General features: G+C 75.6%; 14 protein-coding genes and 1 tRNA gene. 5 read left to right on the top strand and 10 right to left on the bottom strand.

From position 1 onward, the window contains the following. The coding region (locus tag VER05_RS14795) for a hypothetical protein (RefSeq protein WP_324846101.1) at window positions 1–479 on the top strand (479 nt) is incomplete at its 5' end. 114 nt (window positions 480–593) lie between these two features. Further along, window positions 594–1,976 (top strand): hypothetical protein, encoded by a 1,383-nt coding sequence (locus VER05_RS14800; protein WP_324846102.1) that lies wholly within the window; start codon window positions 594–596, stop codon window positions 1,974–1,976. A 757-nt stretch (window positions 1,977–2,733) separates the two neighbouring features. Here VER05_RS14800 and VER05_RS14805 read toward each other — a convergent pair. Beyond that, the gene (locus VER05_RS14805; protein WP_324846103.1) at window positions 2,734–2,925 is read right to left on the bottom strand and encodes a hypothetical protein; all 192 of its coding nucleotides are present in this window, start codon (window positions 2,923–2,925) and stop codon (window positions 2,734–2,736) included. 202 nt (window positions 2,926–3,127) lie between these two features. Then, a tRNA-Arg gene (locus VER05_RS14810) sits at window positions 3,128–3,200 on the bottom strand. Window positions 3,201–3,363: 163 nt separating this feature from the next. Here VER05_RS14810 and VER05_RS14815 point away from each other — a divergent pair. Continuing rightward, complete coding sequence (locus VER05_RS14815) at window positions 3,364–4,272, top strand: DUF368 domain-containing protein (RefSeq protein ID WP_324846104.1); 909 nt, start codon at window positions 3,364–3,366, stop codon at window positions 4,270–4,272. Window positions 4,273–4,306: 34 nt separating this feature from the next. On the opposite strand, the gene VER05_RS14820 is transcribed toward VER05_RS14815, so the two are convergent. From VER05_RS14820 to VER05_RS14835, 4 genes are all read right to left on the bottom strand, one after another. Beyond that, entirely contained in the window at window positions 4,307–5,251 is a 945-nt protein-coding gene (locus tag VER05_RS14820) for an ATP-dependent DNA ligase (RefSeq protein WP_324846114.1), read from the bottom strand. A 107-nt stretch (window positions 5,252–5,358) separates the two neighbouring features. Further along, entirely contained in the window at window positions 5,359–6,324 is a 966-nt protein-coding gene (locus VER05_RS14825) for an ATP-dependent DNA ligase (protein WP_324846105.1), read from the bottom strand. Window positions 6,325–6,348: 24 nt separating this feature from the next. Then, window positions 6,349–6,939 carry a hypothetical protein gene (locus VER05_RS14830; protein ID WP_324846106.1) on the bottom strand — a complete coding sequence of 197 codons (591 nt, stop codon included), beginning with the start codon at window positions 6,937–6,939 and terminating at the stop codon, window positions 6,349–6,351. Between the two features lie 398 nt (window positions 6,940–7,337). Further along, window positions 7,338–9,014, bottom strand: a complete 1,677-nt coding sequence (locus VER05_RS14835; protein ID WP_324846107.1) for an FAD-binding dehydrogenase — start codon at window positions 9,012–9,014, stop codon at window positions 7,338–7,340. A gap of 228 nt (window positions 9,015–9,242) precedes the next feature. Between VER05_RS14835 and VER05_RS14840 the strand changes: the two genes are divergently transcribed. Next, complete coding sequence (locus VER05_RS14840) at window positions 9,243–11,453, top strand: hypothetical protein (protein ID WP_324846108.1); 2,211 nt, start codon at window positions 9,243–9,245, stop codon at window positions 11,451–11,453. Window positions 11,454–11,473: 20 nt separating this feature from the next. On the opposite strand, the gene VER05_RS14845 is transcribed toward VER05_RS14840, so the two are convergent. From VER05_RS14845 to VER05_RS14855, 3 genes are read right to left on the bottom strand one after another with little or no spacing between them, the layout of a single operon-like run. Then, a complete protein-coding gene (locus VER05_RS14845; protein WP_324846109.1) occupies window positions 11,474–12,040 on the bottom strand; it encodes a hypothetical protein in 567 nt (188 codons plus the stop codon). A 59-nt stretch (window positions 12,041–12,099) separates the two neighbouring features. Continuing rightward, a complete protein-coding gene (locus VER05_RS14850) occupies window positions 12,100–14,439 on the bottom strand; it encodes a hypothetical protein (protein WP_324846110.1) in 2,340 nt (779 codons plus the stop codon). Beyond that, window positions 14,439–14,735, bottom strand: coding sequence for a hypothetical protein (locus tag VER05_RS14855; protein ID WP_324846111.1), 297 nt, complete (start codon window positions 14,733–14,735; stop codon window positions 14,439–14,441). Before VER05_RS14855 ends, VER05_RS14850 begins: the two co-directional genes overlap by 1 nt. Before the next feature lie 130 nt (window positions 14,736–14,865). Between VER05_RS14855 and VER05_RS14860 the strand changes: the two genes are divergently transcribed. Next, window positions 14,866–16,830: a TPM domain-containing protein gene (locus tag VER05_RS14860; protein WP_324846112.1), complete on the top strand. Its 1,965-nt coding sequence runs from the start codon at window positions 14,866–14,868 to the stop codon at window positions 16,828–16,830. A gap of 63 nt (window positions 16,831–16,893) precedes the next feature. Here the strand turns inward: VER05_RS14860 and VER05_RS14865 are convergent, their stop codons facing one another. Continuing rightward, a complete protein-coding gene (locus VER05_RS14865; RefSeq protein ID WP_324846113.1) occupies window positions 16,894–19,323 on the bottom strand; it encodes a lamin tail domain-containing protein in 2,430 nt (809 codons plus the stop codon). Window positions 19,324–19,748 lie beyond the last annotated feature (425 nt).

A 19,748-nucleotide genomic window follows, 5' to 3' on the forward strand; every position in this document is an offset into this window, starting at 1 on the left:
TTCCCGAAGGAGCGATGTCAGTGCAGGAGTGCAGGATCCAAGCACTGATCTCGAGTCCGGAGGTAGCGATGAAGTACGCGGCCGGTGTGGTCTCTGGCGTTCTGATCACCGTGTTCGGCCAGTGGGTGCTCGCCGCAGCTCCCGACGTCGGAGCCGCCTCAGCACACCTGAGCATCGCGTGGGACTGGGCCCACGAGGCAGCCGCGGCTCGGGTGTGGTGGTTCGTGGTCCTCCTGGGAGTGCCGGCCCTGCTCGCGGTCGTCGTGGCGGTGCTCGCCACTCGCCAGGACGACTGGTTGACCGAGCACATCGGACACACCGTGGGTCTCGGGGGCATCGCGCTCGCCGCCGCTCTCGCCACAGTCGTCACGACCGCCACCGGGCACGCTGGCCGCGCGACGGCCTGTGCGTTGGCGTTCGCGGCCTTGGTCGCGTGGGTCGTGCGGCGTGCTGGCGTAGCTCGTCGGGTCGTGAGCTGACGACCCTGCCTGTGCGGAAGTCGGCGTTCTGATCTGAAGCCCTCGCGGCGAGCCGTACGCCGAAGACAGCGGTGAAGTCGGACGATGCTCTGCAACGTGAGTCGGAGGTAGTGGATGTTCGGCAAGCGAGGCGGCGACACAGTCGACCTGATCGACGATAGAGAGGCGACTGCGGCGCTTCTGGCTCACCCGCTCGAGTGGCGAACCCGCGCTGTGGAGCACATCGAGATCGACGGGGAGTCCAGCTGCCGGCGCCGGCGGTCACTGCAGTGCGCACCTCTGCAAGAGCTGCTTCCAGGCGCTGCGCGACGAGCGAAGTTCGCGATGCTGGCTTTGAACGTCGCTCCGGTTCCCCGAGGGCCCCTCTTCGAATTCGACGTCACTGGGCCGTTTGGTGCTGCCTACCTCCTGCCCCGCCAAGAGATCGCGCTTCGCCAAGCATTGTTCATTCGGGACCTTGCGGAGAGTGCTGGGTTTCCAGTCTCGGATCAATGTGTTGATTTCCTCGTTGCGATGTTCGGTATGCCGCGGACACCTGATCGCGAGGCTAAAGAGCAGTCGAACTTCGAGATCGGCGAGTATCTGAGCGACGGGCTCAACGGAGCCGGCGTCAGTCACTACGACAACTGGATAGGCGCGAGCCGTGAAGTCGCACAGGTGATCGACCGGAAACTTGATCGAGACAGTCCGCGGAGCCCGACACGATTGCCAGTGCTCGCAATTCCCGAGTATGTAGGTGCGACCGAGGCGACGCCGCCATCAGTTGATGCGGTTATCCGCGAGTACTCCCACCTCATTCAATCGGCGGACGCCGCCTCGGTCTCAGGCAAGCCTGGTGCAGTTGACGAGTTGCTGGCCTCGGTCGCCGACTACGGCGACTACTACGACCTGATCGTTGCGACGAAGGTGCCTTTGCGTGAACCGTTCGTCATGTCTTACTCCGAGCGGCGAAATCTGTCCTTGTCGTTCTGGTCGGGCGCGGGGTCACAAGACCTGGTCATAGCCGACGCGGTGAGTAACCACGTAGCACTCGAGGTCGCGGATCCCAGTGTGGAATTAGGGCGGCGCGTCGAGGCGGTCCAGCCGGGAACTGGCGCGGTGACGTATGGAGCCTTCACCGGGAGAAGCACTCGGCAGTTCTGGTCGATGTACGCCCATGGCTCTGATCGCGATTATCGAATCACGCTAAAGTTCCGAGTTCGGCCGTTGTCGCGGCTCCAAGGCGTCCCGTATGTGCTCTCTGTCATGCTCGTGCTGCTCGCTTTTGCCATGTGGAACGAACGGATCCGCGAGCTCAACGAACTTGCTTTGATCGCTGGTCCCGCTGCGCTCGCCGCTTCACTGTTGATTGCCCGGGAGCAGACCTCGGTGGCGTCACGGGTGCGCCTAGCGTCGAGCGGCGTCGTCGCCGCTGCGTTGCTGTTCTTGCTCGGAACGGCCGTCGCGCTCTACTTGTGCTGGTCGCCGGCAAGCCTGATCGATAGCATCCGAGGGTAGGACGGAGGGGTCATGGCCAAGAACACGGGACGTGGTTCACGAAGTGGAGCGGTCACCGGGCGCACTCAGGTGCGCACATCGTCTGGCACGTGGGTCAAGCGCGATGCAACCACGGGCCGGTTCGTGCAGGTGAAGTCTACAGGCGGCGCGTTCAAGGGCGTCCGCAAGGAGAAGTAGGAGTACCTGCCCTCAAGTTCGCAGCGAGGGCGCACAGGTGCGCCTCGCCGGTGCTCGGCTGCTGACGAGGTCAGTGGCTCACTTGTCCAGCGCCGGGACCCGCCGCTGCGCGCATGCCAGTCGGTCGGACGATGTGCTCCGCGCGCGGCCGAGCCTGTGTTCCGAATCCGGGCGCGACACAAGTCCCGTGACCCTCGCGACTCGTCCTGTGCGCTGTGCCCGCTTGAAGGTGGCAGCGAATCTCCTCATGTCCGGCTGGAGACCGCGCCCTAACTCGTACGACCTCCTTGTCGAAACACTGCCAGGTGCCGATCGAGCATGATCTTGGCGGCTAGGTGACCGCAAGGGCGACCATCGCACGGCGAGCCTCTCCGTTCGTGCTACCCGTGCCTCCGCACCGTCAGTCCGACCACAGCCCGACGACGTCGCTGTCGGACTGAGTCGCGCTCTCCGCTGCGCTCGCCCGACCGGTCCAGTGAGGCAACGACGCGTCCCATCCGCTCCAGACTTCCGCGACGCCGTGAGTCGTGGCCGAGGGCCAGTCCCATGCCAGCCTCGCGAGCAGCGCCGACCACGCCGGTCACCCCTGGATCTGGATGCCGTCAAAGCGCAGGTAGCCATGTGACAGAGAGCCCACGAGGCGGGCATCGAGCTCGCCTGCCGCGGTCACCAGCCACCGCATGAGCGACTGCTCGCCGTTCGGGCGGCTATCCGCCGTCGCCTGGTCGACGACCTCCAGAACGCGGGCGGCGATGTCGGCGGGAACGTTCACGAAGCGCTGCCCTGTTGGATCCGCGGGGTCCGTGACGGGGGCGACACGGACGCCGGCCCTACGGGCTCGACATCGACGGTGACGTCGGCCTTTGGTGCGGCCGTGTCCGGGGCGTCACGGTCCGCTGACCTGCAAGAACGTGGCTCCTGGCGGAACGACGAAGGCCCAGCACCGTCCAGGTGCTGGGCCTTCGCTTCGTGGGTGCGCCCGGAGGGACTCGAACCCCCAACCTTCTGATCCGTAGTCAGATGCTCTATCCATTGAGCTACGGGCGCATCGACCCCGGAGGGCCGTTGAAGAGAGTACAGGTCGCAGTGCCCCTTGCCCAAACCCGGCCGACGTGCGCCCCGCCACACCCCGCACACCGGGCACCCGGGGACCTGCGTAGGTGCCCCGCCGCCTGGCCTCCGGCCCCCGGCGCCACGTAGCGTCGCCCGGGTGCCTGACGACGCCCCCGCCGCCACCACGTCCCCCACCAGCACCGCCTGGTCCGCCACCCGAGGCGCCCTCGTCGGCGCCGCCGAGGCTCTGCCCGGCATCAGCGGCGGCACCGTCGCCCTGGTGACCGGGGTCTACGAGACCGCCGTCACCGGCGCCGGCCACGCGATCTCCGCGCTGCGGCTCGCCGCGACCGACCGGGCCCGCGCCCGCGCGGAGCTCCGGAAGGTGCGCTGGTCCGTGATCGTGCCGCTGGTGATCGGCATGGTGCCGGGGCTGCTCATCACCGTGCGGTTCGTCGCCCCGCTGCTGGAGGAGCACCCGGTCCCGCTGTACGGGCTGTTCCTCGGGATGACGGCCGCGGCGCTCGTGGTGCCGGTGCGGATGGCCGGCGCGCGCTGGTCGGCCGGCGAGGTCGCGCGGGCGCTGGTCGTCGCGGCCGCGGTGTTCCTGCTCGTCGGGCTGCCACCGCAGCACCTCAGCCCGACGTACCCCGTCGTGCTCGTGGCCGCGGCGGTGGCGGCGTGCGCGCTGGCGCTGCCCGGGACGTCCGGGTCGTTCCTGCTGCTGACCTTCGGGCTCTACCAGCCGACGCTCGCCGCGCTGAACGACCGGGACTGGGGCTACGTGGCCGTGTTCCTCGCCGGGATCGTGATCGGGCTGGCGTGCTTCGTGAAGGCGCTGCAGTGGCTGCTGGAGCACCAGCGCCGCCCGACGCTCGTGCTGCTGTCCGGCGTGATGGCCGGGGCGCTGCGCGCGCTGTGGCCGTGGCAGGAGGACGACCGCACGCTGCTCGCGCCCGGGGACCAGGTGGGGCTGGCCGCGGCGGCGTTCGCCGTGGGCGCGGCGGTCGTGCTGGGCCTGGTCGCGGCGGAGCGCCGGTCCCGCTCGCTGCCCGACGCCGGCTGACCCGGGCGGCCACGCCCGCGCACGCGGCCACCCCTCAGCCGCAGCCCACCAGCACCGCGTCCGGCTCCACCTCGACCGGGTGCAGCTCCGGCCGCGCCCGGAGGAACTGGGCCGGCCGCGCGAGCGCCCCGTCGGCCCACGGCACGTCCGCTGACACCTCGACGACCAGCGGCGCGATCCGGGTGGCGATGGCCGACGTCACAGCACCGGGCGGCCCGAGCGGCGTGACGAGCCGCCCGAGCGCGAGTCCCGCGGCGAGCCCGAGCGAGCCGGACCGGCCCACAGGCACCAGCTCGCCGTCGACGGGCAGCGCGAGCAGCAGGGCGCCCGGCTGGGTCGCGGAGCCGGTCACCGCGGTGGCGACGAGGTCGACGACCGAGCGGTGCTTGACCTTGCGCCAGTCGCGGGTGCCCGGGCGGTAGGGCTGGTCGAGCCCCTTGGCCACCAGGCCGTCGACGCCGAGCCCGGCGAGGTCGCGGAACCAGCGCGCGGCGAGGCCGGCGTCGCCGGTGAGCGGTGAGGTCGAGAGGGCGCCGTGCCAGCCGGCGGCGAGCTCCTCGAGGGCGATCCGGCGCTCGATGAACGGCCGCGGCCGCAGGTCGACGTGCTCGCGCTGGATGACGTCGAAGACGATGAACTCGCCGGGCAGGGCCGCGGCGAACGCGCCCGGGTGCGCGGCGCTCGCCCGCCGCTGCAGGGCGCCGAAGTCGACCTGGCCCGCGCTGCGGGCGACGAGCTCGCCGTCGAGCACCGTCCCGGGCGGCACGAGCGCGGCGACGGCCTCGGCCACCTCCGGGAAGGCGCGCGTCAGGTCGGCGCCGTGCCGGGACCGGAGCAGCGTGCGGGGGCCGTCGGCGAGCGCGAGCAGCCGCATGCCGTCCCACTTGGGCTCCCAGGCGGTGCCGCCGGGCAGGCCGACCGTGTCGTCGAGGCCGGCCACGGGGCGCGCCAGAGCCAGACCGCTGGGGTCCTCCGGCATACGGGGCACGGCCGAACTGTACGCCCGCTTTCCTCCGGGTATGTGTGGTTTCGTCCGATTTCGTTCGACCGGGTGACCCGGGCGCCCGCCGGGCGCGGAACCGCAGGTCAGGGACCGGCCACCCCGGCGGGCTCCGGGTGCACCTCCGTCGGGTGCAGCTCGGGCCGCGCGCGGAGGAACTGGGCGGGGCCCACGAGCGCGCCGCGCGACCACCGCACGTCCGCGGACACCTCGACGACGAGCGGCGCGATCTCGGTCGCGACGGTGGACGCCGGGCCGGCGGTCGCGGCGGTGCGGGCGGAGGGCGCGAGCACCCGCCCGAGCGCGATCCCGGCGACCGGGCCGACCGGCCGGGACCGACCGACCGGCACCAGCGTGCCGTCGACCGGCAGCGCGAGCAGCAGGGCGTCCGGCTGCTCGACCGGCCCGGTCACCGCGGTGGCCACCAGGTCGACGACCGAACGGTGCTTGACCTTGAGCCAGTCGCGAGCGCCGCCCCGGTACGGCTGGTCGAGCCCCTTCGCCACGAGCCCGTCGACGCCGGTGCCGGCGAGGTCGCGGAACCAGCCGGCGGCCACCTCGACGTCCCCGGTCACCGGCGACAGCGTCAGCGGGGCGGCCCACGGCCCGGCCAGCTCCTCGAGCGCCATCCGCCGCTCGAGGAACGGCCGCTCGCGCAGGTCCACGTGCTCGCGCCGCAGCAGGTCGAACGCCAGGTACTCGGCCGGGGCGTGCTCCGCGGCGTAGCCCGCGGTCCGCCGGGTCGCGAGCCGGTGCTGGAGCGCGGCGAAGTCGAGCCGCCCGGACCGCCGCACGGCCAGCTCGCCGTCCAGCACGGTGCCCGCGGGGACGTGCGCCGCGACGGCGGCGACCACCTCCGGGAACGCGAGCGTCACGTCCTCCCCGTGCCGGGAGCGCAGGGCGGTGGCGGCGCCGTCCGCGAGCGCGAGCACCCGCATGCCGTCCCACTTGGGCTCCCAGGCGGTGCCGCCGGGCAGTTCCTGGGCCTCGGCGATCGTCCGCACCGGGCGGGCGAGGGCGAGCTCGACCGGCTCGTCGCGGGTGTGGCGCACGGGGTCTCCTCGGGGTCGCGGTCGTCAGGCGGTCGTCGGCGGCCGTGTCGCGGGCACGCCCGGGGCCGCGACGACCAGGCGTGGGCCGGTCGCGGTGCCGTCGCCCGCCGGAGCGCGGCGCACCGTCCCGGGCGACCAGCGGGCGGCGTCCGGCGCGGTGGCGATCCGGACGGGGAGCGCGAGCGTGCCGCCGGCGGCGGTCGCCGGGGCCGACTCGGGCAGGGTCGCGGTGCCGTGCACGGTCACCGGCTCGTCGCCGACCAGCCCGAGCGCCACCCGCGCCCCGCGCAGCCCGGCGGTGCTGCCGGCGGCGAGCACCGCGCCGGTGTCGTCGCTGAGGGTGAGCGCCAGGTCCGCGCCGGCGGGCGCGGCGGCGTCGCCGAGCACCAGGGTCAGGGCGGAGGGCCCGCCGGCCACGGGTCGCGCGGTGATGTGGAAGGTGGAGGACGCGCCGGGCGCCGGGACCGGCACGTGGACCCGGCCGCCCGCGCCCTCGCGCAGGTCGAGGCCCGCGGTGGGCAGGCCGCTCGACGCGCCCAGCGCGCCGGCGCCGAGCACGCCGCCCACCGTCACGGCGATCGCGGCCGCGACCACCCGCGACACCAGCCTCTGCACGTCCGTCCACCCCCGTCGTCCTCGGGCGGCGCCGGTGCGCCGCGTCTGCGCGGGACGCGTCGCCCCGCCGGCGGGGCGCAGCGTGCCGGCGGGGCACGGCGGCGGACGACCCTGGCCGGTCGTGCGCGGCGGGCGGGGTCCCTGGAGACGAATCCCCGCCGCGGCCGCGCGCACTGCACGCCGGTCGCGGCGCCGGAGCGCGTCCCTCGCGGCCCGCGACGCTGTCGACGCTAGGACGGCCCGACCACTCAGCGGCAGGGACGGCGGGCGGTTGAGGGGCGCGCGCGGGGCGCGACCCGGGCGACGCGGTCCGTGTGCGTGGCAGGTACGTGGCCCGCCGGCGGAACCCTCAGCCGGGTCGGGACGGCCGGGCCGCCGTCGGGCACGGCCCCGCCCGGTCAGAGCGTCCCCGCCACCGCCCGCCCGGCCGTCCGCCCGGTCAGCAGGCACCCGCCGAGGAACGTGCCCTCCAGCGCGCGGTAGCCGTGCGCCCCGCCGCCGCCGAACCCGGCCGCCTCCCCCGCGGCGTAGAGCCCGGGCACCGGCGCCCCGTCGAGCCCGAGCGCCCGGCCGTCGAGGTCGGTCTGGATGCCGCCGAGCGTCTTGCGCGTGATGACCCGCAGCCGCACGCCGATCAGCGGGCCCGCGTCCGGGTCGAGCACCCGGTGCGGGCGGGCGACCCGCAGCAGCCGGTCCCCGCGGTACCGCCGGGCGTTCCGGATGCTCTGCACCTGGGCGTCCTTCGCGAACGGGTTCGCGACCTGGCCGTCCCGCTCCCGGACCTGGCGCTCGACCGCCGCGGGGTCGAGCAGCGGCTCGGGGGTCAGCGCGTTCATCCCGGCGACGAGCTCGCGCAGCGTCCCGGCGACCACGAAGTCCGCGCCGCGCTCCTTGAACGCCTCGACCGGGCCGGGCGCCCCGCGGCCCAGCCGGGTCCGCAGCAGGAGCCGGTAGTCGCGCCGGGTGATGTCGGGGTTCTGCTCGGACCCGGACAGCGCGAACTCCTTCTCGATCACCTTCTGGGTCAGCACGAACCAGGAGTGGTCGTACGGCTGCAGGTCGGGGTCGGCCCGCAGCAGCCGGAGGGTGCCGACGGTGTCGTGGCCGGGCAGCCCGGGCGGCGGCAGCCGGCGACCCAGGGCGTCGAACCACAGCGGCGACGGGCCGGGCAGGATCCGGATGCCGTGGCCCGGCCACACCGGCGCCCAGTTCGCGATCCCCTCCGTGTAGTGCCACATCCGGTCCCGGTTCACCAGGCGGACGCCGTCGGCGGCCGCGATGTCGAGCATCCGGCCGTCGACCGACGCGGGCACCCCGGTCAGCATCGTGCGCGGCGGGGTGCCGAGCCGGTCCGGCCACCAGCGACGCACCCGGTCGTGGTCGCCGCCGATGCCGCCGGTCGCCAGCACCACGGCCTGCGCGGTGAGCGTGAAGTCGCCGACCACGTCGCGGTTGGTCGGCACCCCGCGCGGGGCGTCGTCGCCGGCCAGGACCGCCCCGTGCACCCCGGTGACCGCGCCGCCGGTGCGCACCAGGCCGTCGACCCGGTGCCGGAACCGCAGCGCCAGCCGCCCGTCCGCCGCGGCCGCGCGCACCCGGTCCGCGAACGGCTCGCTGATCCCGGTCCCGCTCCCCCACGGCACGTGGAACCGCGGCACCGAGTTGCCGTGCCCGCCGGGCAGCCCGTCGCCGCGCTCGGCCCAGCCGACCACCGGCGTGAAGCGCACCCCCCGCTCGCGCAGCCAGGGCAGCGCGTCGCCCGCGGCGAACTCCACGAACGCGCGGCCCCAGCGCACCGCCCAGGCGTCCTCGGGCAGGTCGCCGTCCAGCCGGTCCCAGCCGGCCGTGCCCTGCCAGTCCCGCCACGCCAGGTCGAGCGAATCGTGGACGCCGAACCGGCGCTGCATCGGGCTGTCGACCAGGAAGATGCCGCCGAAGGACCACCAGGCCTGACCGCCGAGGTTCGCGGGGCTCTCCTGCTCGACCAGCACCACCCGCCGCCCGGCCCGCACGAGCTCGTCGGCCGCGACCAGACCCGCGAGGCCGCCGCCCACCACGATGACGTCCGCGTCCACGCGCCACACCCCCGCCGCCCGCGGCGCCGCCCCGTCGCGGCGCCGGATGGGGGGGAGCGTAGCGAGGGCCGGGTGCAGCCGACCGGGGGACCCGCCCGCGCCGCCCACCCGCGCGTCCGTACACTTCCGGGCGTCGCGGCCACGTCCTGGCAGGTCGGGCGCGACGGACACGCGGGCAGGGGGCCCGCCCGACGACGGGCCGCTGCGCGGTGCCGGTGAGGAGCACGGGTGCAGGACGCCGAGCGCGCGCAGGACGGAGCAACCGTCGCCGACCGGCCCGAGGTGAGTCCCGCTCCCGAGCCGACGACCCCGCCCGTGTACGACCGCTCGGTGGTCGTGGCGCGGCTGCGCCCCGGCCGCGCGCTGCTGGCCCTGGCGGCGCCGGTCGCGGTGGGGCTGCTGCTCGTCACCGCGTGGGAGGCGGTCGACCTGCTCAGGGCCGGCGCGGTCGTCCGGGACGGCGTGCTGGCCGCCGCCTCCGTGCAGGGGTCCCTGCCGCTGGTCCGGCTCGTGGTGTCGCTCCTCGTCGTCGAGCTGGCGGCGCTGTGGGGCGTCGGCGCCGCGCTGACGGTGCTCGCGCTCGAGGCCGCCCGGCTCCCGGTCCGGTGGCGTGCGGTCGCGACCTGGCCGCGGTGGTACCCGGCCGCGGCGCTCGCGCTGGCGGGCACCGGCCTGCTGCTGCAGCTCGCCGCCGCGGGCGCGTTCGCCGGTGCGGCCGCCCTGCTCGTCCGCGTCGAGGTGCCCGGCGGCCCGGTCCTCGACCTCGCGCTCGCCACGCTGGCCGCCGCGGTGGCCGTCGCCGTCCTCCAGCCGCTGGTCCGCCGGTCGGCGCGGCTGCTGGTCGTCGGCTCGTGGCCCCGGCGGGGCGTGGTCGACGTCCCCGACGCCTGGGGCCAGGACAGCCACCTCGGCCGGGTCGCCCTGCTCGGCGGGGTCGTCGTCGGCGGGGCCGGGGTGCTGCTCACCTGGCAGCGGTCGGCGCTCGGACTGCCGGTCTGGGCCGCGTCCGCGCTGCTGCTCGCCCTCGCCGCAGCCGCGGTCCTCGCCGTGCTCGCGCTCGTCGTGGACGACGCCACCCGCGGCCTCGACGCCCCGGTCCGCGCCCCGCTCAGCCGCGCCGGGAGCCGGCGGTGGGCGGTCGGCGCGACCGCACTCCTGGCCCCGGTGCTGGTCCCGGCGCTGCTGGTCGCGCTCGTGCCGTCGGGGCTCGTGCGCTACCAGCAGCTCGACACCGGCACCGTGCTCGACGTCCCGGTCGCGTCGGCCGGCGGCGACGTGCTGATGCTGCAGGACGCCGGCACCTGGTACACCTCGAAGACGGCGCTCTGCCAGGGGTCGCGGTGCGTCGACACCGGCATCGGCGGCCGCAGGGCGACGGCGGTCAGCGAGGACGGCTCGCTCCTCTGGGTCGCTCGCTGGTCCAGCGAGGGCTACACCGTGGACGAGAAGTCCCTCACGCTCGCCGCCTACCGCCCCGGCGACCTGGCGCACGTCGCGGTCTCGGACAGCACCCAGGAGACCGAGCGGGACGGCGAGTGGCTCGTCTTCCCGGAGGCCGAGCCGGCCACGGACCTGACGGTCGTCGCGGAGCCGGGCGCGACGCTGGCGGAGCCCGACCGCGAGCGGTTCGACCGGGCGCCGATCGCCGTCGCCGAGCGGGACGGGGTCGTGGTGGTCGCGGCGAGCTACACCCTGGACCGGCTCACCACCGGGCCGCTGTTCCTCGCCCGGTGCACCGCCGACGACGGCTGCGACGTCACGCAGACCGCGCACACCCTCGCGCCCGTCGCGGACGAGCCCGTGCTCGACGTGGCGATCGGGCCGGACGGCACCGCCTACGCGACGGCGTACGGCAGCACTCTGGAGTCGGGGCGCGCGCCCGGCACGGACCCGGCGCCCGGCACGGACCCGGCGCCCGACCCGGACCCGGTGCCCGGCGGGCTCGCCCTGCTCGTGCAGACCCCGGACGGCGAGCTGACCACCCGGCAGATCGACCCCGGCACCGAGGGGGCGGAGTACGCCACCCTCGCGGGTGCCGACGTCGCGGTCGCCGACGACGGCACCGTCTGGCTGCTGCTCCGGCAGAGGGAGTACGGCACCGCGCGCCTGCTGCGCTGCGCCGACGCCACCTGCTCGTCGTGGGACACCATCGAGCTGGAGGGCGTGTCCCAGGGCATGGGGACGCTCGCGGTCGACGCGACGGGCCGGCCGCTGGTCGCCACCTCCGACCCGGACCGCCGGGAGCTCGCGGTGTTGTCCTGCGTCGACGACGCGTGCGGGGCGGTCGAGCGCCGCGTGCTCGCCTCGGACGCGGGCCTGCGCCCGATCGCGCTGGCGCTGCGGGGCGGGCGGCCGGTCGTCGCCGTGCTCGACCCGCCCGGGGCCGCCGGCGGGTCGCGCGCGCTGGCCTGCACGGAGGCGCGCTGCGGGGCGCGCTGAGGCGGGTTCCGGGCTGCGGCTCAGCCGTCCCTGGGAAACCGCTCGGCACCCTCGCGGGCGAGCGCGACGAGGTCGTCGATCGGCAGCGGAGCCTCGTCGGCCTCGGTCTCGAACCCGACCGCGAGGACCCGGCGACCGTCCAGGTCGACGAGCACGTACTCACCCCACCGGCCGTCGTGCCGCGCGGAGCGCCATCCGACCTCACCGGCGGCGAGCCCGTTCAGCGATTCGATGGCGAAGCCCTCGTCGACGAGGTGCGAGGCGCCGCACGACTCGGCCGCCGCCGACGCGTTCGAGAGCACCTTGCCGGCCGTCAGCCCGCCCAGCGGCCGCTCGATCAGGGTCGCCCCGATCGTGGAGCCGTCGTCGAGCACGAGCGAGGTGGCCGGCGGCTCGCCGCGCTCCCACATGCTGGGGGCGATCGTGTCGCACCAGACCCAGCCGGGTGCCGGGTCCGCGTCGGCGTCCTGGGCGATCGAGCTGACGCCGACGAAGTCGTCCGCGTCGAGAAGGGTGGGCGCCCTCAGCAGCGCGAGCGCCGCGACCACGCCACCCGCGACGAGCACGACGACCACAGCAGCGCCCACCAGCCACCGGCCAGGTGACCGCACCCCGACGCGCCGCGCCCCGTCCGACGACGGACCTGTCACTTCCCCAACCCCACGAAGGGGTCCTGGTACATCCCCAGCAGTGACTCCTCGTCCACGAGGTCCATCATCGCGTGCCGGGCCTTCTCGAAGTACGAGCTGATGGCGGGGGTCTCGATGTCGCCCATCGTGATCAGCCGCCCACCCGGCTGCCAGACATCGCGCATCTCCGGCGGGACCTCGACCACGCCGGCATTCACGAGCGCCAGGTAGGACGAGATCACGGACTTGTTCCGGCCGTCGATCGCCTCACCGGTCGCGGCGTCGCGCGCCGCGGCCTCATTGCTGCCGAACGCGTCGGTGACCCGGTCCGTCGGGATCTCCGTGACCTGGCCCCACGCCGCGTCCCACGCCTTCTTGCCGAGGTCGCCGACCGCGCCGCCGACCTCGTCGGAGAACGGCACCGGGATCAGGCCGACCGCCTCCGAGACCAGGCTGGTGAACGCGGCCACCTGCTGGTCCTGGGAACGGGCGCCCTCGACGGCAACCGCGCCGACCATGGCCTGCACGGCCCCCTCCACCCGCGCCGAGGTGCCGAGGATGTTCTGCACCGCCATCCTTCCCTCCTCGGTCAGGCCCTGGTCACTGAGATGATGCTCCGTGACCCCGGCGAGCATCGCGTGCCGGTACCCGGCGACCCCCTCCGCCATCCGAGCCATCCCCTCCTCGCTGCTGACAGCGACGCGCAGGAGGCTCGTGGCGTCCCCGGAGTCGAGCATCGGGTAGTCGTCGAAGCGTGGCAGGTACGGGTTCGAGGTGACGTCGAGCCAGGGGGGCAAGCCCTCCTTGCCCGCCGCCACGGCTGCGTCCAGGGCAGGCATGTAGTACTTGAGGAGATCGGCGATCGGCTCCGACGCCAGACTCGCGCCCTCGACCGAGAAGCCCTCGTTGCGCGGCAGCATGTCGAAGGCACGCGCGACGAACATCCCGGTGTCCGCAGGTGCGGACCTCAGGTTGTCGGCGTCGGTCCCGACGGCCCGCACCACCTCCGCGATGCCCTGGAACCCGTCGCGCCAGTCCCGGTCTGCGAGGTAGTACTGCGCCCGGGCCTCGGCCTCCTCGGAGAAGAACTCCAATCCCGAGGCGGGGTAGTGCGCGAGCTGCCCCAGGGCCGCGCCCATCGGGTCCGGCATCCGCGGCGACGCGGGATCGAGCCCCAGCCCCCCGAGCGGCGAGCGCAGGGAGGCGGACTCGGTCCACAGCTCCGCGCGCTCGGGATGACCGCGCTCGAACTCGTCGAGCTCCCAGGTCACCCCGCGCACGAAGTCCTCACCGTAGGTGCCCTCGCGGAGCAGGAAGTCGATGACGGCCCCCTCCCCGCCGTTGACGGCGTACGTGCGGTCGTACGCGAGCTGGGCGTCGTGGTCCGCCGTCGCGGTCGCGTAGCGGACCAGGTCCTGCCCGAACAGCTCCTGGTCGAACCGAGGGTCGGTCGTGGCGACCTGCAGGCCGGACCTGAGCTCCTCCGCGAGCCGGGTGAGCCCGCTGCGGTCCGGCACGTCGTACAGCGCGAGGCTGAGCCCGGTGTAGGCGCCGAGCAGCCCGTCCGGTCCGAGGCGCTCGAACAGCGCAGCCATGACCTGGGGGTCGTCTCCGAACGCGTCGAGCAGCGCGGTGTACTGCGCGACCGTGCCGGCGTCGGTGAAGTCCCGCCACTCGCGCGCCATCCGGTCGAGCCCGTCGGCGACCTCGGTGCCGAGGGCGCCCTTCGCCTCGTCCGACAGGTGCTCGCCGAGCAGCGCGTACGCCTCCGGGTGGTCGAGCAGATACCGGACCTGGTCCGCCGGGCTCTTGGCCTGGAAGTCGAGCACCGCCTGCTGGTCGGCCAGGCTGCCGATGTCGTTGACGTCGGTGGTGGCCGCGGCGTTCAGCGCGGCGGCGAGCGCCTGGTCGGCGGCGGCCGCGTCGGCGAGCGCCGTCTCGATCTGCTCGGCGACCTCGTGCTGGACGGTGCGGGCGTAGGCCAGCTCGTCCTCGTCGTCGAAGCTCCGCGCGAGGCTGACGGCACCGGTGGCATGGTCGATGTGCAGGCCGTTGTAGCCGCCGCGGCGCATCGCGCCCTGCAGCAGCTCCTTCGCGGCGGCGAGCGAGGTGGCCGCCGCGTCGAGGGCCTCGATCACGCCGGTCGTCTCGGCGACCTGGGTCGCGAGCGCGTCGGCCAGGCGGGCGTGCTCGGCCCGGGCGGCCGACGCGTCCTCGAAGGTCCAGGAGGCGGGCGGCTTCCCCGCGTCGAGGTCGTCGTGCAGGCCGGTGAGGCTGCGGCGGTGTTCGACGAGCGCCTCGGCGATCTCGGACAGGCGGGCGGGCTGCCAGGACGCGAGCTGGGACGGGGAGACCATCAGGAGGGCACCGGCCCGAGGCGGTCGAACCGGGTGGCGACGCCGTCGTTGGTCGACGTCCAGGCACCGGCGGCGGAGCGCATCGACGTCGCCTGCTCGTCGGCGCTCGTCGCCCAGCGCGTGTAGGCGCCGGACCACGCAGCGGCCAGGGCCGAGCCCGCGCCCGCGCTGGCGCTCCCCGCGAGAGCAGAGGCGATGTCTCCGACCTCGGACGGCACGTGCTGCCGCACGGTGCTCGCGACGGACTCGATGGTGCCGGCGGCCGCGCGAACGGCCGCCGTGTCGATCTCTCCCACGGCTTCTCCCCTGCTGACGTCGTGCTCCGCCCCCGAGAGTAGGGGCCGACCGGCCCGCCACCCGCCACACTGGGCACGCCGTCCCCCGCCCGGGTGGCGCCCGCCACCCGCACGAACGCCCGGAGCCCGCATGCCTCTCAGCCGCCGAGCCCGCCGCCCCGCCCGCGCCGTGGCCGCGCTCGCCGCCGTCGCGTCCGCCGCCCTGCTCGCCGTCGGACCGGCCGCCGCGCCCGCGGTCGCGGAGCCCCCGCTCGACCTCCCGTCGGCCGTCACCGACTCCGCGGGCGTGCTGGCGGCCGCGGACGAGGCCCGGGTCACCGACGCCCTCGCCGGGCTGGCCGAGGCGTCGCCGTACCAGCTGTTCGTCGTGTTCGTGGACTCGTTCGACGGACAGGGCAACCGCGCGTGGGCGGACGCCACCGCCGAGGCGTCCGGGCTCGGGCGGGACGACATCCTGCTGGCCGTCGCCGTCGGCGATCGTCGGTACCAGGTCTCCGTGGACGGCGACATCGCGGTGGACGACGCGGCGCTGACCCGGGTGGAGCAGGACGACATCGAGCCGGCGCTCCGCGTCGACGACTGGGCCGGCGCCGCCGTCGCGGCGGCGGAGGGGTACGAGCGCGCCGCGAACCCGCCCGCGGGCGCCGGGACGGTCGTGCTGCGGGTGCTCCTGGTGCTCGGCGCGCTCGGGCTGCTCGGCTACGGGATCACGCGGCTGGTCCGCAGCCGCCGGGCGGCGGCGCGGGCGGCGGCCGAGCTCGACGCCCTCGACGACCGGTCCGCGCGCGCCCTCGTCGGCGCCGACGACGCGGTGGCGGCCGCGGCGCAGGAGGTGGCGTTCGCGGAGGCCGAGTTCGGGGCCGAGGCGGCGGCGCCGTTCGCCGCGGCGCTCGCGCAGGCCCGCGCGCTCCTGACCGAGGCGTTCCGGTCGCGCCAGCTCCTGGACGACGACGAGCACGACACCGACGTCCGCCGGAGCAGCCTCGCGTACGCGGTGCTCGACGGCTGCGCCCGGGTGGAGGAGACGCTCGCGGCGCAGCGCGGGCCCCTCGTGGAGCTCCGGGCGGTGCACGAGCGCGCGCCGCAGGACCTCGCGTCGGCTCGCGAAGAGGCGGCGGCGCTGGGCAGGCGGGCCGCCGAGACCGGCGCGGTGTGGGAGGCGGTCCGCCCCCGGTACGCCCCCGCGGCGACCGACGACGTCCCCGGCGTGGTCGCGGACGCCACCGCGCTCGCGGCCCGCGCGGGGACCGAGGCGGAGTCCGGGCTGGCCCTCGTCGACGACGACCGGGCCGCCGCCGTGGCCCACGCCCGCGAGGCGCGGACGGCGCTCGCCCGGGCCGCGGCCGCCCTCGACGCCCTCGACCGCCGCGCCGCCGACCTGGAGACCGCGCCGCAGACGATCGCGGCGGTCGTCGCGGAGATCGACGCCGACCTCGCGGACGCCGGGCGGTTCGACGCGCCCGGCCTGGCGGACGCCGTGGCCGCGGCCCGGCGCGCGCGGGACCGGGCCGGGTCCGCCCAGGCCGGCCAGGACCCGCTCGCGGTGCTCGGGGCGCTGCGCGAGTCGGAGCAGGCGCTGGACGGGGTGCTCGACCCGCTCCGGGAGACGGAGGCGGCCCGCGCGCACGCGATCGAGCGGCTGCCGCAGGCGACGTCGACGGCCCGCGCCCGGATCGCGGCGGTGGAGGCGACGATGGCCCGCAACCGCTGGTCGATCGGCGCCACCACGCGCACGCGGCTGGCGGAGGCCGCCCGGCTGGCGACGCAGGGCGAGGTGGCCGCGCCCGCCGACCCGATCACGGCGCTGCGGGTGCTCCGCGCCGCCGCCCAGCGGGCCGAGGAGGCGCAGCGCGCGGCGCAGGCGGACATCGCCGCCGCGGCGCGGCGCGCGGCGGCGGCCTTGTCGGACGACGGTCCGTCGTGGACCTGGGGCTCGAGCACGGGCCGGCGGTCGGGGTCGTCCTGGTCGGGCGGGGGCCGGTCCGGCGGCGGCGGTCGGTCCCGGAGCCGCTCGACCGGCGGGGGCCGCTCCGGCGGGGGCCGGTCGAGCAGCCGCTCGAGCGGCGGGCGCCGCGGCGGGGGCGGCCGGTTCTGACGACCCCGGACGCGCCGACGGGCGGCCGGTCGCGACCGGCCGCCCGTCGGCGTGGACCGGCTGCTACGCCCCCGTGCGACGCCGCGCCCGCCGCACGCCGACCAGCGCCACCCCGGCCGTGACCAGCGCCAGCGCCGCGGCCACGGCGGCGTCGGCCTCCGCGCCCGTGGCCGCCAGGCGCGAGCCGCGCGCGGCGACCGTGATCGTGTCCCAGCCGATCAGCGTGCCGTCGGCCGCGACGACCGCGATGCGGTGCACGCCCGGCGCGACGCCCGCCGGCAGCGTGACCCGCACGGTGCCGTCCGCGGCCACGACCACCCGGCCGAGGTGCACCGGGGTGGAGTGCAGCCACACGTCGACCGTCTCGCCCGCGTGCTCGGCGCCGACGACGACCGTGATCGTCGCGCCGGGCGCCGCCGAGGCCGGGGCGCGCACGTCGCCCCGGGTCGCCCCGGTCATCGCCGCGGCCGGGACCGGGGCGGGCGTGCTCCCCGGGGTCGCGGGCGCCGCGCCCGGGGTGGTCGGAGCGGTGCCCGGGTCGGCCGGGTCGGTGCCGGGGTCCGTGGGCCCGGTGCCCGGGTCCGTCGGGTCGGTGCCCGGGTCGGTGCCCGGGTCGGTGCCGGGGTCGTTGCCCGGGTCCGTCGGGTCGCAGTCGAGCGTCCCGCCGCGCAGCGAGTGCCCGTCCGTCGCGGCGTCGTCCGCGTAGAACGTCGCCACCGCGCCGGCGACGCACTCGGCCTGCGGCGCGATCGCGAAGCCCTCGTTCGCCACGTTCGCCGAGCCGGCCGGGCGGTCGTAGACGTGCGTGGCCGCGAACGCGCCGGCTCCGTCGACCTCGAGCAGCGCGATCCGGCCCTCGCACGCCTCGTCGCACGCGACCCAGAGCGCCGCCCGGTCCGCGTCGAACTGCAGGTCGGCGACGAGCGCGAGGCCCGACCCGATGGTGGCGACCCGGGCGGAGGAGCCGTCGTCGGCCAGGGCGTAGGCGTAGACCGCCGCGGTGCCCTCGACGCCGACGAAGAACAGGCCCGAGCCGTGCCCGGGGTACCGCGACGGCTGGTAGGCCGCGCCCGTGGTGGCGTCGACGAACCCCTCCGCGACGAGGAACGCGTCCGGGACCCAGGTGATGCCCTCGAGGCCGGCGTTCGCGCCGAGCCCCGGGAAGTCCGCGGCGAGGTTCCACTCGCGGGTGGCGGTCAGCGTCGTGCCGGTGCCCGTCACGTCGAAGCGGAGCACCGACGGGCGGCTCACGTTGCTGGCCGCGCCGCCGTCGCGCTCGGAGGAGACGTAGACCCCGTTCGCGCTGTCGTCGCCGACCAGGGTCACGCCCTCGGCGTCGACGACCGAGCCCGGTAGGCCGGTGCCCGCCGGGTAGGCGAGCGTCTTCCCCGCGCCCCAGCCGCCCGTGGTGTCCGGCGCCCAGCCGCCCCGGCCGTCCGGGAGGATCCGGTAGAGCAGGCCGTCGCCGTTCTGGACGGCCCACAGCGTGCCCGGCGCGCTGGTGCCGGACGGCTCGTAGTCGAGGCCGCTCAGGTCGCCGGCGTAGGTGCCCGCGGCGTCGAGCGTGCGCACGTCCGCGCCGCCCGGCCACACCTCGGACGTGATGATCCCGGCGCACGCGTTGCGGGCGCCCGTGGTCGGCGCCGCGGTGGTCTCGAACTCGCCGGTCCCGTCGGGGCAGCGCCCGTAGGTGGTGCCCGCGTGCGCGGTCCACGCGTACTCGTCGACGACGGTGGCGCCGTCCGGCGTCAGGAGCCGCGCGCTGTCGGCGCCGCCGAGCCCGAAGCCGAACGCGGCCTCGTCGAGCACGAGGTGGTCGCCGGGGGCGAGCGTCGTGCCGGCCGGGATCGGGTAGCGGTGCGCGTCGTCCGAGTCGGCGAACAGGTAGCCCGACAGGTCGACCGGGCCGGTGCCGACGTTGACGAGCTCGACCCAGTCGCCCGGGGTGCCGCCGCTCGACTCGACCTCGTTGATCCGCACCGGGACCGTGCAGTCGTTGGGCGCGCCCTTGGTCGAGGCGCTGGTGGTGGCGAACTCGCCCGTGCCGTCCGGGCAGCGCCCGTACGTCGTGCCGACGGCGTGGCTGGTCCAGGCGTAGGAGGCGACGAGGGTGACCCCGTCGGGCAGGAAGATCCGCGCCGCGTCGTCGCCGCCGAGCCCGAACGTGAAGTCGGGGTCGGTGGCCGTGTCGCCCTCGAGCACGAGCAGCGCGCCGGGCTCGATGACGGTGCCGGCGGCGATCCGGTCGGTCCGGCTGTCGTCGCTGTCGCGGACTACGTAGTCGGACACGTCGACCGGGGTCGCGCCGGTGTTCATCAGCTCGATCCAGTCGGTGTCGTCGCCGTTCGACTCCACCTCGTTGATCACCAGCCCGCCCTCGACGGGCGCCGCGGTGGCCGTCCCTCCGGCCGCGAGCGCCGGGGCGGCGGTGCCGAGCAGGAGCAGGAGGGTGACGGCGGCGGCGGTCGCCGGAGGTCGCCAGGTCGGTCGCACGGCGGGGCCCTTTCGCAGGTCCGGGGGGTCGTGCGAAGGCTGGCGGGCGCGCGCGAACGGGGCGTGAACGCCGGGCGACGCGGTGGCGGCGGGGATCCGGACAGATCTTGCGGACGGGGCCGGGGACGCGACGAGGGCCCGGTCGCCATGACCGGGCCCTCGTGGAAGCGGAGACGGTGGGTTCTGGACCGGGTTGTGCCAGTGGGTGCTGGTCGGTGCCTACAGGTGCGCTGACCTGCGGTGACGCGCTTGCCGAGATGCGTCGAGGTGCGTCCGAATGCCGCCAGTTGCCGGACTTCTTTGGTACTTCTTTGGCTCTCGCACCGGGCGCCCTTCCGGTGCAGCACGTGGGTGCTCGGCTCTGCGGCGGCTTGCGACCAGGCGAGCGTACTGCTGATCGGCCCCGGCGAAGGCCCTACGCCGCG

This window comes from Cellulomonas sp. (assembly GCF_035634735.1).
In the GTDB taxonomy this organism is placed as follows: Bacteria; Actinomycetota; Actinomycetes; order Actinomycetales; family Cellulomonadaceae; genus Cellulomonas.

Coding starts and splice junctions, on each gene's coding strand:
- VER05_RS14800 (WP_324846102.1), top strand. CDS start 594: ATGTTCGGCAAGCGAGGCGGCGACACAGTCGACCTGATCGACGATAGA.
- VER05_RS14820 (WP_324846114.1), bottom strand. CDS start 5,251: ATGCCGGAGGACCCCAGCGGTCTGGCTCTGGCGCGCCCCGTGGCCGGC.
- VER05_RS14850 (WP_324846110.1), bottom strand. CDS start 14,439: ATGGTCTCCCCGTCCCAGCTCGCGTCCTGGCAGCCCGCCCGCCTGTCC.
- VER05_RS14860 (WP_324846112.1), top strand. CDS start 14,866: ATGCCTCTCAGCCGCCGAGCCCGCCGCCCCGCCCGCGCCGTGGCCGCG.